We start from the raw sequence: 15,429 nt of genomic DNA, 5'->3' as shown, positions 1-15,429 counted from the left end.
CATGTTCGGCAACGCATTCGGCTGGCCTCACTTGCTTATCATCCTCGCCATCGTGCTGTTGCTGTTCGGAGCACCGAAGCTCCCAGCGCTCGCGCGAAGCGTCGGTCAATCCATGCGCATCTTCCGCGGTGAGATGAAGACGATGAAGGACGACAACCCGGCTAAGGGCGACGACGACGCAGCCGGCGACAAGCCCGAGTCAACCACGAAGCAGTAACCCCCGTGGCTTCACCCGCCCGCCCTGCGAGGGGCCGCGAGAAGCGGATGACGCTCGGGCAGCACCTGGTTGAGCTGCGCAAACGGCTCTTCCGCGCTGCTGTGGGCTTCATCGCCGGCGGAATCGCCGGTTGGTTCCTCGCCGATTTCGTGCTCGACGCCATGCGCGCCCCCGTGGCCGACATCGTCTCGAGCCAGCACCGCAACGCGGCCCTCAACTTCGCCACCATCACCGGATCCTTCGACCTGAAGTTCGAGATCGCCCTCACCGTCGGCGCCATCATCTCGAGCCCCGTCTGGCTGTACCAGATCTTCGCGTTCCTCATCCCCGGCCTCACCGGCAAGGAGAAGCGCTACATCTTCGGCTTCTTCTTCAGCGCCGTGCCGCTGTTCTTCGCCGGCTGCGCCGCCGGCTGGTTCGTTCTGCCGCACATTGTCGGGCTGCTCACGGGCTTCGCCGGCAGGCAGGATGCTGCGCTGATCGACGCGCAGGCGTACTACGACTTCGTGCTCAAACTCGTGATCGCGATCGGCATCGCCTTCGTGCTTCCGGTGTTCCTCGTGCTGCTCAACTTCGTGGGCGTGCTGAGCGCGGCGTCGATCCTCAAGTCGTGGCGTGTCGCCATGCTGCTGATCGTTCTGTTCACCGCGATCGCCACCCCGGCCGCCGACGTGGTCTCCATGCTGCTCCTGGCCGTGCCGATGGTGCTGCTCTACTTCGCCGCGGCCGGGATCGCCTGGCTGCACGACCGGCGGGCAGCCCGCAGCGCCACGCGTCTCGAGGGCGAGCTGGCAACCTGAGCGAGCCGAGGCAGAGCGCCGCCCCGAGTGAAGCGCGGCCTCGAGTGAAGCGCGAGTGAACCTGAGCGAAGCCCACAGAGTGCGGCCCTAAGCTGGAGCGGTGACCGACCAGCTCAGCCCGGCAGAGCGATACGCGGCATCCCGTTCGCGCGCCGCCGCGCCGAAGCTCGAGGCGTTCCGCCGCTCTCTGTCGTTCGACCTCGACCCGTTCCAGGGCGAGGCGTGCGCGAGCCTGGAGCAGCGGCGCAGCGTTCTCGTCGCCGCGCCAACCGGCGCAGGCAAGACCGTCGTGGCCGAGTTCGCCGTCTACCTCGCCATGCAGACGCCGCGCGAGAAGGTGTTCTACACGACGCCGATGAAGGCGCTGAGCAACCAGAAGTTCCAGGAACTCGTAGCCGTATACGGGCCGAGCGAGGTGGGGCTGCTCACGGGCGACACCAATATCAACGCCCAGGCGCGCATCGTCGTGATGACGACCGAGGTGCTGCGCAATATGCTCTACGCCTCCTCCGACCTGCTGACCAACCTCGCGTGGGTCGTGCTCGATGAGGTGCACTACCTCGCCGACCGGTTCCGCGGCGCCGTGTGGGAGGAGGTCATCATCCACCTTCCGGACGACGTGCGCATGGTCTCGCTCAGCGCAACCGTCTCCAACGCCGAGGAGTTCGGCGACTGGCTTCAGGCCGTGCGCGGCGACACCGACGTGATCGTGTCGGAGGAGCGCCCGGTGCCGCTCGAGCAGCACGTGCTCATGCGCGGCAGGCTCATCGACCTCTTCGACACGCCGACCGGCTCGGTGAAGCGCTCCTCGTCGAAAGCCCCGGCCAACCGAGTCAATCCCGAACTCGTGCAGCTGGCCCGCTACGGCGGTCGTGCCCTGAACGACCGGCAGATGCGCGATGTCGGCCGGTACCACTCCCGGGGTGGCAGGCGCCAGAGCATGCGTGTGGACCGGGCCGACGTGGTCTCCCTGCTCGGCGAGCACACGCTGCTTCCCGCCATCTTCTTCATCTTCAGTCGTGCCGGCTGCGACGACGCCGTGCGGCAGACCCTCGCGGCGGGCGTTCGTCTGACCGAGCAGCACGAGCGGGACGAGATCCGCGCCATCGCCGAAGACCGCTGTCGCAGCCTGCTCGACGAGGATCTGGCGGTGCTCGGCTACTGGGAATGGCTCGACGGGCTGGAGCGCGGCGTGGCGGCCCACCACGCCGGCCTGCTTCCCGCCTTCAAGGAGGTCGTCGAGGAGCTGTTCCGCCGCAAGCTCGTCAAGGTCGTCTTCGCCACCGAGACGCTCGCGCTCGGCATCAACATGCCCGCGCGCACCGTCGTGCTCGAGAAGCTCGAGAAGTTCAACGGCGAGGCGCGCGTGCCCATCACGCCGGGGGAGTACACGCAGCTGACGGGGCGGGCCGGCCGGCGCGGCATCGACGTGGAGGGGCACGCCGTAATCCATTGGCAGGATGGCCTCGACCCGCAGGCCGTCGCCTCGCTCGCATCCCGCCGCACGTACCCGCTCAACTCGAGCTTTCGGCCGACATACAACATGGCGGCCAACCTCATCGAGCAGTTCGGTCGCGAGCGCACGAGGGAGGTTCTCGAGTCGTCGTTCGCACAGTTCCAGGCCGACCGCGCTGTCGTCGATCTCGCCCGTGCGGTGCGCCAGCAGCAGGAGTCGCTCGCGGGCTACGAGAAGGCCATGCAGTGCCATCTCGGCGACTTCGGCGAGTACGCCGAGCTGCGCAGGCGCCTCAGCGACCTCGAGCGCGCCGGCGCACGGGATGCGGGGAGTCACCGCGAGCGGGAGCGGCGTCAACGCGAGCTGGCCGCACTGCGATCGCGCATGCGCGCGCATCCGTGCCATGGTTGCAAGGATCGCGAGAAGCACGCGCGCTGGGCCGAGCGCTGGTGGCGGCTGAAGAGAGACACGGATGCCCTCGGCAGGCAGATCCGCAGTCGCACGGGGCAGGTCGCCAAGATCTTCGATCGGGTCACTGACGTGCTGCTGGAGTGCGGGTACCTCGTCGACGCCGAGGGGGAGACCCGGCTGACCGTGCACGGCCGCACGCTGCGCCGCATCTACGGCGAGCGCGACCTGCTCATCGCCGAGTGCCTGCGTCGCAACGTGTGGAACGCGCTCGACGCGCCGAGCCTGTCCGCCATGGCGCTCGCTCTGGTCTACGAGCCGCGGCGTGAGGAGGGCGAACTCTCGGACCGCTACCTGCCGAAGGGTGCGTTCCGGCCGGCGCTCGACAAGACGCAGGAGCTGTGGTCGCGCCTCGACGACATCGAGCGGGAGCACCGGCTGCCCGGAAGCGAGCCCGTGGCCACGGGGCTCAGCCTCGCCATGCACTCGTGGGCGAAGGGCGCCGGGCTCGCCCGCGTGCTCCACGAGGCGGATATGCCCGCGGGCGACTTCGTGCGCTGGTCGAAGCAGACCATCGACCTGCTCGATCAGCTCTCCATTGTCGCCGAGGGCCCGGTTGGCCGTACCGCACGGGCCGCGCTCGACGCGGTCCGGCGCGGAATCGTCGCGTACACGTCGGTGGCATGAGGGGGAACGGCATGGCATTGACGAGTGAGCGAGAGGCGGCATCTGTCGCGGGCACCCCGGCGCTCACGGGCCGACTCGAGCTGACTGCCCGGCGCGCACCCCTGCCGCTGTGGCTCGCGCTCATCGTGGCGGCGGCGGCCGGCCCGGTGTACGACGGCGGCTTCCCGAGCCTCGGCTGGTGGCCGCTCGCGTTCGTGGGCATCGGCATGTTTCTGCTTTCCCTCATCGGGCGGCGGGCGGGTAGCTCATTCCTCGTCGGCCTGGTTGGCGGCCTCTCGTTCTACCTCGTGCACATCCAGTGGGCGTCGCTCTATCTCGGCGACATCCCGTGGTTCGCCCTCGCCACGGTCGAGGCGCTGTTCTTCGCCGTCGGCGCCGTCCTCATCACGCTCGCCTACCGCTGGGTGCCGCGCGCGTGGCCGTCGCGTGCCGGCCGCCTTGGCATGGTGCCGCTCGTCGTCGCCGGCCTGTGGACCGCGCGCGAGGGCATCGCCAACGTGTGGCCGTACGGCGGTTTCGCGTGGGGCCGGGCAGCACTGTCGCAGTCGCAGAGTCCGTTCGCGTCGCTCGCCGCGTGGCTGGGTCTCGCGGGTCTCACGTTCGTGATGGTGCTGTTCGTCGCGTTCGTGCTCGCCTGCTTCACCGAGCAGCGGATGTCGGCCCTCGCCGCCCTCGCCCTCGCCGTCGCCGCGGCCTGCTGCCTGCTCGTGGTCCCCGCCTGGCCCGTGACGACCTCGGGCACCGTTCGCATCGCTGCCGTGCAGGGCAACGGCAAAGCCGGCTACTTCGACAAGCGCCAGCCCGGCGACGTTCTTGCCAGCCAGGCGGGGGCGACGCTTCCGCTTGTCGGGCAGAGAGTCGACATGGTGGTGTGGCCGGAGGGCGGCAGCGACCTCGACCCGACACGGGACGAGCAGGCGGCATCCGTTCTCAACTATCTCAGCGCCGCGATGAGTGCGCCCATCGTGACCGGCACCGTCACCGAGCGCGGCGGCAAGTACTACAACACGTCGATCGTGTGGGAGGCGGGCAAGGGCGTCGTCGCCTCGTACGACAAGCGGCACCCGGTGCCGTTCGGCGAATACATTCCCGACCGCGCGTTCTGGCGGCCGTTCGCACCCGACCTGATCGATCTGGTGCAGCGCGGCTACACGCCGGGCACGAGGCCCAACGTGGTGTGGGTGGGTCCGGTGCGCGCGGGCATCTCCATCTGCTTCGACATCGCCGACGACCAGCTGCTCACCGACATGATGAAGGATCGCGCCCAGGTGATCCTGGCGCAGACGAACAACGCCGACTTCGGCCACACCGACGAGAACGTGCAGCAGCTGGCCATCGCCCGGCTGCGCGCGATCGAGTCGGGGCGCTCGCTCGTGAACATCTCTACGGTCGGCACCAGTTCGGTGATCGGCCCGGATGGGCGCACGCTCGATTCGATCCCCGCATACAAGCCGGCTGCCATGGTCACCTCGGTTCCGATCGGAACGGCGACGACCCCGGCATCGCTGCTCAGCCGCGGCATCGAGTACCTCGCGTGCGGGCTCGGCCTCGCCGGGCTCCTGATCGGCGCACTCGCCCGTCGACGTCGTTAAAGCAGAACATCGCCCAGGCATGCAGGGCGATGTTCGGCAATACGTATTACCGGCTCAGGCGCCGATCTTGCGGTGCTGGTTCTGGCCTCGGCGGGCACGCAGGTAGGTGAGGCGCTCCTCGAGCAGCTCCTCGAGCTCCTCGCGGGTTCGGCGCTCCAGCAGCATGTCCCAGTGGGTGCGAGCGACCTTGTCGTTGGAGTGGTCGATCACCACGGGCTCGTCGCCGACGAGCAGAGTCGCCTCATGGCTGCAGTGCTTGCACTCCCACGTCTCGGGGGCGTCCGCCTCTGCAGAGAAGACGGTGGTCGTCTGCTTGCCGCAATTCGGGCACAGATAGGTGTAATTGATTCGCGGCGAATAGACCACGCCCTCTTCGCTTTGTAGGCTCTGGGCTCCGAGTCTCATTCCGCGCAAACTGCGATCTGCCATTGTGTGGTCTCCTTCTCGCGATGCAACCTCCATGTATAACCAATCAAGCTGGGGATTCCATCACCGCGCTCGCCTAACGCTCAGACTACTCACAGCTTCGCGATGACCTGAACGGCGAGATCGCAGCGATCGGTCACGAGGCCGTCGACACCGAGCAGCAGCAGGCGACGCATGTCGTCAGGGTCGTTCACGGTCCACACGTGCACCTCGAGCCCGGCGGAATGCATAGCCCTGAGGATGCGCGGGGTGACCACCCGCAGTCGGCCACGTCGCTCGGGCACCTGCACCGCGTCGATGCCGCGCAACGCGCGTCGCACAGCGGGGGAGAGGCCGGTCTTCGCCCCTGCCAGGGCGGGAACGAAGCGCCCGGTCGACGCCGAGGTGGCCACGCCGGGCAGAGCCGCCACGGCGCGCCGCCGCCGCCGCTCGGAGAACGAGGTGATGAGAACCCGGTCGACGGCGTGGGCGGCGAGCACCGCGCGGACCGTCGGGGCGACGGCCCGATCCGTCTTCACGTCGATGTTGAAGCGCGCCTCGGGCAGGGCGTCGAGAGCCTGAGTGAGAGTCGGGAATGTCTGGCCCGCGCCGAGGTCGATCGACTGCAGCTGCGCCAGAGTGAGCTGCTCGACGGCGCCCGGCATGCCGACCAGCCGACGCAGGTCAGGATCGTGGCTGATCACGGCGACGCCATCGCTCGAGGCGTGCACGTCGGTCTCGATGTGGGTCGCTCCCGCCGCGAGGGCGTGCACGAACGCCAGCAGGGTGTTCTCTGGCGCCTCGAGCGCGAGCCCGCGGTGGGCGAAGACGCGCGGGAGGCGCGGTGAGAAGTACGGGCTGCGGCGCAGCGGGTTCTCAGCGCTGATTCCCGCGCTCCGCCTGCTCGCCGGCGCCTGGTTGGCCACCACTGCCCGCCTGGCCACCACTGCCGAAGTTCTGCCCGAACGCCTGGCCGATTCCCTTCAGTGCCTCGGTCAGCTCGCTCGGCACGACCCACAGCTTGTTCGCGCTGCCCTCGGCCAGCTTCGGAAGGGTCAGCAGGTATTGGTACGCCAGCAGCTTGGGGTCGGGGTTTCCGGCGTGAATCGCGTCGAACACCGTCGTGATCGCCTTCGCCTCACCCTCGGCACGCAGCACGGCGGCCTTCGCGTCACCCTCGGCCTTGAGAATCGCGCCCTGGCGCATTCCTTCGGCGTTCAGGATCTCGGACTGCTTGTTTCCCTCAGCGGTCAGGATCACGGCGCGGCGGTCACGCTCGGCGCGCATCTGCTTCTCCATCGAGTCCTGAATGGAGATGGGCGGGTCGATGGCCTTCAGCTCCACCCGGCCGACGCGTATGCCCCACTTGCCGGTGGCCTCGTCGAGCACGACGCGCAGCTTGCTGTTGATCTCATCGCGGCTCGTCAGCGCCTCTTCGAGGTTGAGCCCGCCGACCACGTTTCGCAGCGTCGTGGTGGTGAGCTGTTCGACGGCCCCGAGATAGTTGGCGATCTCGTAGGTCGCGGCACGCGCATCCGTCACCTGGAAGTACACGACGGTGTCGATCGAGACGACCAGGTTGTCCTCGGTGATCACCGGCTGCGGCGGGAACGACACCACCTGCTCGCGCAAATCGATGAGGGGTCGCACCCGGTCGATGAACGGCACCAGCAGGTTCAGGCCGGGCAGCAGAGTCTTGTGGTACTTGCCGAGCCGCTCGACCACGCCGGCCGTCGCCTGCGGAATGATGCGGATGGCACGGAACAGCGTCACCAAAACGAAGATGACGATGATCGCGATGATCACCCACATCACGACCGAGAACACGATCTCACTGCCGTCGCTCATAGCGCGGTCCTTTCTTCTGGAATGACGTTCGCGGTCGCGCCGTCGATGGAGACGACGAGCACGTGCTCGCCCGCGGGAATACGGCCGCCTTCGCCGGCGACGCCGAGGCGCGCGGTCCACGTCTCGCCGTTCGCCAGGCGGGCGAGGCCGGAGGTTCTGGTGACGGTCTCGACGACCGTGCCGCCCATGCCGATGAGCGCGTCGACGTTGCTTCTGGCCGGGTCGCCGCCCCGGCGCAGCAGCCGCAGCAGGGGAGGCTTGATCGTGAAGAGCAGAAGCACCGCTATGACCGCGGCGATGAGAAGCTGCAACCACCATGGCGCGCCGAGGATGCCGGAGAGCAGGCCGCCGAGACTGCCGATCGCGAGCATCAGAAACGTGAGCTCGAGCGACAGCATCTCAACGATCACGAAGAGCAGGATCAGCACGAGCCAGCCGATCCACGCGTACGCGGTGATGGCCTCCATGCCGGGCTCCCTTCGCCTAGTGTCGACGTTATCAGGGAAGCGGCCGGCAGACGGTGAAGTTGGTAGTCTCGAAACGCTCGGCCCACGCGCTCGGCCCAGCCAGTGCTCGCCATAGCCCCGCGCTCGGCACAGCCCCGCGCTCGCCATCGTCAGCCACGTCAGTCAAGGAGTCCGCCCGTGTCCAACCCCCTTGCTTCCGGAAGCCTCGACGGCGCACGCGTTCTCGTCACCGGCTCGTCGCGCGGCGTCGGCGCCGACACGGTGCGCTACTTCGCCGAGGCGGGCGCTCGCGTCGTCATCAACTTTCGCAACAAACAGGCCAGGGCCGAGAAGCTGGCTGACTCCATTCGTGCGGCAGGCGGCACGGCCATCACAGTCGGCGCAGACCTGACAGACACGGCGTCAGTGAAGGCCATGTTCGACACGATCAATGAACAGTTCGGCGGCCTCGACATTCTCGTGCTCAACGCGTCGGGCGGCATGGAGAGCGGCATGGCCGCCGACTACGCCATGCAGCTGAACCGCGATGCGCAGGTGGGGGTGCTCACGGCAGCGCTTCCGCTCATGCCCTCGGGTGGGCGCGTCGTCTTCGTCACGAGCCACCAGGCGCACTTCATTCACACCACACCGACGATGCCAGAGTACGAGCCCGTCGCGCTCAGCAAGAGAGCCGGAGAGGATGCGCTTCGCGCCCTCATCCCCGAGCTTGAGGCCCATGGCGTCTCGTTCGTAGTCGTCTCCGGCGACATGATCGAGGGAACCATCACGGCGACGCTGCTCGAGCGCTCCAACCCGGGCGCGATCGACGCCCGTAAGCAGGCCGCCGGCAAGCTGTACAACGTGGCCGAGTTCGCGGGCGAAGTGGCCTCGGCTGCCGTCGAGCCGGTGCCGGCCGACTACACCAGGCTCGTGGGCGACACCTCGGACTTCGTCACCGAGTAGCTTCGTCACCCAGTCGTTTCGTCACTGAGTGGCTTCGTCACCCAGTAGCTTCGTCACCGAGTAGCGCGGCGCCTCAGCAGCCGGGCGAGGCCGGCGGTCGCTGCGATCGCGACGGCAGCGGCGAGCGACGCGGCCGAGGCCACGGCCGCGACGCGGGCCCCGCGCGAGGTGCGCGTGCGCGGCGCGTAGCTGCGCTCGGGCAGGGCGCCATCCGTGCCCTCGCCCTCGTGAAGGGCTGCGGCGATCAGCTCGGCGAGGTGCATTCCGCCGCGGCCGCCGGCGTCGCCCTGTTCGATCTGCGTGCGGCAGCTGAAGCCATCGGCGAGCACGACGTCACGCTCGTCTGCGGCACGCAGGGTGGGATAGAGCGCCCGCTCGCCGCATGCGTTCGAGACCTCGTAGTGGCCCTTCTCGAAGCCGAAGTTTCCGGCGAGCCCGCAGCATCCGGTGTCGAGCATGTCGGCGTCGACGCCCATGCGCGTCAGCAGCTCAAGGTCGGGGTCGCTGCCCATGATCGCATGCTGGTGGCAGTGCTGCTGAATGAGCGCGTGCCGCGCGAGCGTCGGCGGCTCCCAGCCGGGGGAGTGGTTGATGAGCAGCTCGGAGAGCGTGACGGTCTGCTCCTTCAGGCGCGCGATCAGCGGGTCGTTCGGCAGCAGTTCGGGCGCATCGGAGCGGAACACGGCCGTGCACGACGGCTCGAGGCCGAGCACGAGCATGCCCGCCTGAAGGTAGGGTGCGAGCACCTGCGCCGTGCGGGTGAGCACGCGCTCGGCGACGCCGAGCTGGCCCGTCGAGATCCAGGTGAGGCCACAGCACACCGCGTCCTGTGGCACGATCACGCTCCAGCCGGCGCTCTCGAGTACCTCGACCGCGGCCTGGGCGACGTGCGGGTGGAAGGTGTTGCTGAACGTGTCCGGCCAGAGCACGACCTGACGGCGATGGCCCGGCGCGTCGGTCGTCGCGTCGGTCGTCGCGCCGGTGTCGAGCGTCGCGCCAGTCGTCGCGCCGGTGTCGAGCGTCGCGCCGTCGACCCCGCTCGCACGTGAACCCGCGCCGCGCCGCGCGAACCACCGCTGGAAGGTCTCCGGCGCGAACTGCGGAATCTGCCTCTCCTGGGCGATGCCGCCGAGCGCCTTCGCGACGCTCGAGATCACCGGCGCCTGACTGAACGCGTTGACGACACGCGGCAGTCGTGAGGCGACCCGGGCGATGAGCGGCAGCCATCCCATCGAGTAGTGCGCGGCCGGTCGCAGCCTGCCCTCGTAATGGTGCGATAGGAACTCGGCCTTGTAGGTCGCCATGTCGACATTCACGGGGCAATCGCTCTTGCACCCCTTGCACGCCAGGCACAGGTCGAGCGCCTCAAGCGCCTCCTTCGAGCGCCAGCCGTCGGTGATCGGGGAATCCGGGTGCCCCTCAAGCATTTCGAACAGGATGCGCGAGCGCCCCCGCGTCGAGTGCTGCTCGTCGCGCGTCACCATGTACGACGGGCACATGACGCCCCCATCGTGCCGACGGCACAGCCCGACACCGACGCATCGGGAAGCGGCGGCAGCGAAGTCGCCATGGTCATCGGGATACGAGAAGTGCGTCGTCGGATGCGCGGGGGAGTACTCGGCGCCCAGCCTCAGGTTGTCGTCGAGCCGCGTCGGGAACGCGATCATGCCGGGGTTCATGCGCTCGCGCGGGTCGAACGCGCGCTTGAACGCCTCGAACGCCTCGATCGTGCGCGCCTCGTACATGATCGGCAGCAACTCTGAGCGCGAACGGCCGTCGCCGTGTTCGCCCGAGAGCGACCCGCCGAGGTCCGCCACCAGGTGGGCCGCCCGCTCGAGGAACGCGCGGTACGTCGCGATGCCGGCTTCCGTCTGCAGATCGAACGGAATGCGCGTGTGCACGCAGCCCTGCCCATAGTGCCCATACAGCGACGCGGCGTCGTAGTCGAACTCGTCAAGCAGCTTCTCGAACGCCCGCAGGTAGTCGCCCAGCCGCTCGGGCGCGACCGCGGCATCTTCCCACCCCGACCACATGGGCGGTAGGCCGGGCACTTCCGCGGTGGCGCCGAGCGCCGCCTCGCGCACCTCCCAGATGAGCCGTTGCCGGTCACGGTCTTCGAAGACATCCACGGTCGGATGCGCGGCGAACTCCCGCGCGTCGTCCGCGAACCGTTCGGCGGCCTCGGCCGCCTGCTCGGGCGTGTCGGCGCCGAACTGCACGATCAGCCACGCACGGGGTCCGTCGGGCAGGAGCCCGACGGCATCCGCGTTCAGGTTCTTCACCCGCTGGTACTCGATCGTCTTGGAGTCGAAGCCCTCGAGCGCGATCGGGTCGTGCTTCAGCACGGCGGGCACGTCGTCGGCGCTCGTCGGGCGGTCGTCGTAGCCGAGCATGACCACCGTGCGGTTCCGCACCACGGGCATGAGCGCGAGCTTGGCGCGCAGCACGAGCGCGAGGCCGCCCTCGGAGCCGACGAGAGCGCGGGCCAGGTTGAAGCCGTTCTCGTCGAGCAGCTGGTCGAGGTTGTAACCGGAAACGCGGCGGGGAATGCGGGGGAAGTCGCGGCGCACGTCACCGCCGTACTCGTCGCGCAGGCGGCGAAGCTCCCGGTACAGCTCGGCCGGCCGACCCCCCGCCGCGACCACGCTCTCGTATTCGGCGTCGCTCGTCTCGCCCAGCGTCATGCGCGTGCCGTCGTACAGCATCACCTCGAGCGCGAGCGTGTTGTCGGCGGTCTTGCCCGTGTGCTGGGCGGTGGCACCGCACGAGTTGTTGCCGATCATGCCGCCGATCGTGCAGCGACTGTGGGTGGCGGGCTCCGGGCCGAAGCGCAGTCCGTGCTGCTCGAGCCGGTGGTTGAGGTCGTCCAGCACGATCCCGGGTTCGACCCAGCAGGTTCGCGCCTCAAGGTCCATATCGATCAGCCGGGTGCAGTAGCGGGAGAAGTCGATGACGACGGCGTCGTTCGTCGTCTGGCCGGCGAGGCTCGTGCCGCCGCCGCGGGGCAGAGCGGCGACCCCGTGCTCGAGGCACACGGCGAGGGCTTCGGCCGCGGCATCCGTCGTGTGCGGAACGACCACGCCGAGCGGCACGACGCGAAAGTTGGAGGCGTCGGTCGAGTATGCGCTGAGGTAGCCGCGGTCGAAGCGAACGTCGCCGTCGACGCGAGCGGCGAGGTCGCGCTCGAGCGCGCTGACCCCGTGCGCGGCACCGGGTTGCGAGCGCCCCGTACTGCGGATGCGCGGAGCCGGCACGTCGACGCGTGTCATACAGCGGCGCCCGCCGCCTGCTCGGGCCGCACCTCACGCTGGGCGGAGGCGAGCACGCTGGGGAAGAGTACGGCGGCCGCGCGGGCGTAGCCCAGGGGAGAGGGGTGGAAGTTGTCGGCCGAGAACATGCGCTTGGGTCTGCGCCAGAACAGCGGGCCGAGCGTGTCGCCAAGCGGCACGGCGCGCCCGCCGGCGTGCACGGTGACGATGGTCTGGGCGACGGCGAGCTTGCGGCTGGCGCGACGGGCGGCGTAGCGCAGGGGCTGGAAGAGCATGCGAACGGTGCCGAGGTCGGGGCAGGTGGCGACGATCACCCGGGCGCCGCCGCGTCTAAGGGTGCGCACCGCCCGGTAGAGGTCGCGAGTTGCCGTGCTGATCTTGTCGAGACCCATCACGTCGTTGCTGCCGATGATGACGATGGCGATGTCCACGTGGGGTGCCGTCTCGTCAAGCGCGACGATCTGCTCACTCAGGTTGCGCGACTCGGCGCCGACCACGGCGACGCTGTGCAGGCGCACGGGGCGCTTCAGGTGGGCGGCGAGACCGACCGCAAGCCGCGCACCGACCGTGTCGGCAGCGCTGTCGGCTCCGACGCCGACGGCGAGGGAGTCGCCCAGCATCGCCAGGTGCAGCGGCTCACCCTCGTTGTCGCCGCCGAACGTGCCGGCCGCGTGCGGAACGAGAACGTCGCTGTGGTTGCGGGCCTTGCCGCGCACCCTCATGGCCTCCAGGCCGACGACGGCGCCGAGCACACCGGCCGAACCGATGACGATTCCGAGGAGAGCGGCGGCGATCCTGCCTGCTCGCAGGAGAAACCGCAACATCATCGCATCGTCTCCTCTCCCTTTCCCCAGTATGTCTCGCGCCGTTGGGTTGTCCAGAGGGGATGGGCCGTCAATTAGGCTGACCGCCATGGATATCGCCACGCACGTCGCCGACACCCACGATCTGATCCGCGTGCATGGCGCGCGCGAGAACAACCTCAAGAACATCAGCGTCGAGATTCCGAAGCGCCGGCTCACGGTGTTCACGGGGGTCTCCGGCTCGGGCAAGAGCTCGCTCGTGTTCGCCACCATCGCCGCGGAGTCGCAGCGCATGATCAACGAGACATACAGCACCTTCGTGCAGGGGTTCATGCCGTCGCTTGCCCGGCCCGACGTCGACGTGCTTGAGGGGCTGACCACGGCGATCATCGTGGACCAGGAGCGCATGGGCTCGAACCCGCGCTCCACCGTCGGCACCGCCACCGACGCGAACGCCATGCTGCGCATCGTGTTCAGCCGGCTGGGCACGCCGCACATCGGGTCTCCGCAGGCGTTCTCGTTCAACGTCGCCTCGATCAGCGGGGCCGGCGCGGTGTCGTTCGAGCGCGGGGGCAAGACTGTCAAAGAGCGTCGCGACTTCGCCATCCTGGGCGGCATGTGCCCCCGCTGCGAGGGCATGGGGCGCGTGACCGATTTCGACCTGACCGCACTGTACGACGCCGAGAAGTCGCTCAACGAGGGCGCGCTCACGATCCCCAACTACAGCATGGACGGCTGGTACGGCCGCATCTTCCGCGGCTGCGGCTTCTTCAACCCCGACAAGCCCATTCGCGACTTCACCGACAAAGAGCTCGACGCCCTTCTCTACAAGGAGCCGACGAAGATCAAGGTCGAGGGCATCAACGTCACGTACGAGGGCCTCATCCCGCGCATCCAGAAGTCCATGCTGTCGAAGGACAAGGAGGCGATGCAGCCGCACATCCGCGCCTTCGTCGAACGCGCGGTCACCTTCACCAGCTGCCCCGAGTGCGGCGGCACCAGGCTCAGTGCCGAGGCCCGGTCGTCGAAGATCACGGGCCTCAGCATCGCGGATGCCTGCGCCATGCAGATCAGTGACCTCGCCGACTGGGTGCACGGGCTTCAGGAGCCGTCGCTGGCACCTCTGCTGACGGCGCTGGGGGAGACCCTCGACTCCTTCGTCGAGATTGGGCTCGGCTACCTGTCGCTCGACCGCGCGTCTGGCACGCTCTCGGGCGGCGAGTCGCAGCGCACGAAGATGATCCGACACCTGGGGTCGTCGCTCACCGACGTCACGTACGTATTCGACGAGCCGACGATCGGGCTGCACCCACACGACATCCAGCGCATGAATGAGCTGCTGCTTCGGCTGCGCGACAAGGGCAACACGGTGCTCGTCGTCGAGCACAAGCCCGAGGCGATCGCGATTGCCGACCACGTCGTCGACCTGGGTCCTGGCGCCGGAGCCGACGGGGGCCGCGTCATGTACGAGGGGCCGCTCGACGGTCTGCGCGCCAGCGACACGGTGACGGGCCGGCATCTCGACGACCGGATTCGGTTGAAGGATGCTGCGCGAACGCCGCGGGGCACGCTCGAGGTCCGCGGCGCATCCGAACACAATCTGAAGAACGTCGACGTGGATGTACCGCTCGGAGTGCTGTGCGTGCTGACCGGTGTCGCCGGCTCGGGCAAGAGCTCGCTCGTGAACAGTTCGATCGCCGGACGCGACGGCGTCGTCGTGGTCGATCAGGCCGCGATCCGTGGATCCCGGCGCAGCAACCCGGCAACCTACACGGGCCTGCTCGAGCCGATCCGCAAGGCCTTTGCGAAGGCCAATGGCGTCAAGCCGGCCCTGTTCAGTTCGAACTCCGAGGGGGCCTGCCCCACGTGCAATGGCGCCGGCGTCGTCTACACCGACCTCGGCGTGATGGCCAGCGTCGCGACCACGTGCGAGATGTGTGAGGGAAAGCGCTTCCAGGCTGAGGTGCTGGAATACACGCTCGGCGGAAAGAACATCAGCGAGGTGCTGTCGATGTCGGTCGCCGAGGCCGAGGAGTTCTTCGGTTCACCGGATGCGCGCATCCCAGCAGCGCATACGATCCTTGAGCGTCTCGCCGACGTAGGCCTCGGCTACCTCACCATCGGGCAGCCGCTGACGACGCTCTCCGGCGGCGAGCGCCAGCGGCTCAAGCTGGCGACGCACCTGGGGGAGAAGGGCGGTGTCTACGTGCTCGACGAGCCGACCACGGGCCTGCACCTGGCCGACGTGGAGAACCTTCTCGGGCTGCTCGACCGGCTCGTCGACGCCGGGAAGTCGGTCATCGTCATCGAGCACCACCAGGCGGTCATGGCGCACGCCGACTGGATCATCGACCTCGGTCCCGGTGCCGGCCACGACGGCGGTCGCGTGGTGTTCGAGGGCACCCCGGCCGACCTCATCGCCGACCGTTCGACACTCACGGGGGAGCACCTGGCCGCGTACGTCGGCGCCTGAGCGGTCACGGTGAACTCTTGACGCTCGATGTGTTACATGTAACGCTGGCGGATCGCCTGACA

Annotated in this window: 12 protein-coding genes; 6 read left to right on the top strand and 6 right to left on the bottom strand. The window is 68.6% G+C overall.

The window, feature by feature from the left end; all coding sequences use genetic code 11:
- Position 1 precedes the first annotated feature (1 nt).
- From tatA to lnt, 4 genes are all read left to right on the top strand, one after another.
- The gene (gene tatA, locus OSC27_RS04620) at positions 2–217 is read left to right on the top strand and encodes a twin-arginine translocase TatA/TatE family subunit (RefSeq protein WP_267180222.1); all 216 of its coding nucleotides are present in this window, start codon (positions 2–4) and stop codon (positions 215–217) included.
- Positions 218–264: 47 nt separating this feature from the next.
- A complete protein-coding gene (gene tatC, locus OSC27_RS04615) occupies positions 265–1,017 on the top strand; it encodes a twin-arginine translocase subunit TatC (RefSeq protein WP_267180431.1) in 753 nt (250 codons plus the stop codon).
- A gap of 100 nt (positions 1,018–1,117) precedes the next feature.
- Positions 1,118–3,568 (top strand): DEAD/DEAH box helicase, encoded by a 2,451-nt coding sequence (locus OSC27_RS04610; protein WP_267180221.1) that lies wholly within the window; start codon positions 1,118–1,120, stop codon positions 3,566–3,568.
- 11 nt (positions 3,569–3,579) lie between these two features.
- Positions 3,580–5,160, top strand: a complete 1,581-nt coding sequence (lnt, locus tag OSC27_RS04605) for an apolipoprotein N-acyltransferase (protein ID WP_267180220.1) — start codon at positions 3,580–3,582, stop codon at positions 5,158–5,160.
- A gap of 54 nt (positions 5,161–5,214) precedes the next feature.
- Here the strand turns inward: lnt and OSC27_RS04600 are convergent, their stop codons facing one another.
- The 4 genes from OSC27_RS04600 to OSC27_RS04585 all read right to left on the bottom strand — a co-directional run bounded on the left by OSC27_RS04600 (position 5,215) and on the right by OSC27_RS04585 (position 7,880).
- Entirely contained in the window at positions 5,215–5,589 is a 375-nt protein-coding gene (locus OSC27_RS04600; RefSeq protein ID WP_267180219.1) for an RNA polymerase-binding protein RbpA, read from the bottom strand.
- 89 nt (positions 5,590–5,678) lie between these two features.
- Entirely contained in the window at positions 5,679–6,434 is a 756-nt protein-coding gene (locus tag OSC27_RS04595; protein ID WP_267180430.1) for a glycerophosphodiester phosphodiesterase family protein, read from the bottom strand.
- A 7-nt stretch (positions 6,435–6,441) separates the two neighbouring features.
- Positions 6,442–7,413 carry an SPFH domain-containing protein gene (locus OSC27_RS04590; RefSeq protein ID WP_267180218.1) on the bottom strand — a complete coding sequence of 324 codons (972 nt, stop codon included), beginning with the start codon at positions 7,411–7,413 and terminating at the stop codon, positions 6,442–6,444.
- The gene (locus OSC27_RS04585) at positions 7,410–7,880 is read right to left on the bottom strand and encodes an NfeD family protein (protein WP_267180217.1); all 471 of its coding nucleotides are present in this window, start codon (positions 7,878–7,880) and stop codon (positions 7,410–7,412) included. The genes OSC27_RS04590 and OSC27_RS04585 overlap by 4 nt, the downstream gene beginning before the upstream one ends.
- Before the next feature lie 177 nt (positions 7,881–8,057).
- Between OSC27_RS04585 and OSC27_RS04580 the strand changes: the two genes are divergently transcribed.
- Positions 8,058–8,822 carry an SDR family oxidoreductase gene (locus OSC27_RS04580; RefSeq protein ID WP_267180216.1) on the top strand — a complete coding sequence of 255 codons (765 nt, stop codon included), beginning with the start codon at positions 8,058–8,060 and terminating at the stop codon, positions 8,820–8,822.
- Between the two features lie 53 nt (positions 8,823–8,875).
- Here the strand turns inward: OSC27_RS04580 and OSC27_RS04575 are convergent, their stop codons facing one another.
- Positions 8,876–12,091 (bottom strand): FAD-binding and (Fe-S)-binding domain-containing protein, encoded by a 3,216-nt coding sequence (locus OSC27_RS04575; RefSeq protein ID WP_267180215.1) that lies wholly within the window; start codon positions 12,089–12,091, stop codon positions 8,876–8,878.
- Positions 12,088–12,915 carry an SGNH/GDSL hydrolase family protein gene (locus tag OSC27_RS04570; RefSeq protein ID WP_267180214.1) on the bottom strand — a complete coding sequence of 276 codons (828 nt, stop codon included), beginning with the start codon at positions 12,913–12,915 and terminating at the stop codon, positions 12,088–12,090. The genes OSC27_RS04575 and OSC27_RS04570 overlap by 4 nt, the downstream gene beginning before the upstream one ends.
- An 88-nt stretch (positions 12,916–13,003) precedes the next feature.
- Here OSC27_RS04570 and OSC27_RS04565 point away from each other — a divergent pair, with 88 nt between their 5' ends.
- Positions 13,004–15,367, top strand: a complete 2,364-nt coding sequence (locus tag OSC27_RS04565; RefSeq protein ID WP_267180213.1) for an excinuclease ABC subunit UvrA — start codon at positions 13,004–13,006, stop codon at positions 15,365–15,367.
- Positions 15,368–15,429 lie beyond the last annotated feature (62 nt).

Origin of the sequence: Microbacterium sp. STN6, assembly GCF_026410545.1 — a bacterium.
Classification (GTDB): domain Bacteria; phylum Actinomycetota; class Actinomycetes; order Actinomycetales; family Microbacteriaceae; genus Root112D2.
The sequence above is the reverse complement of the archived record's forward strand: the minus strand, read 5'-3'. Positions and strand labels throughout refer to the sequence as shown.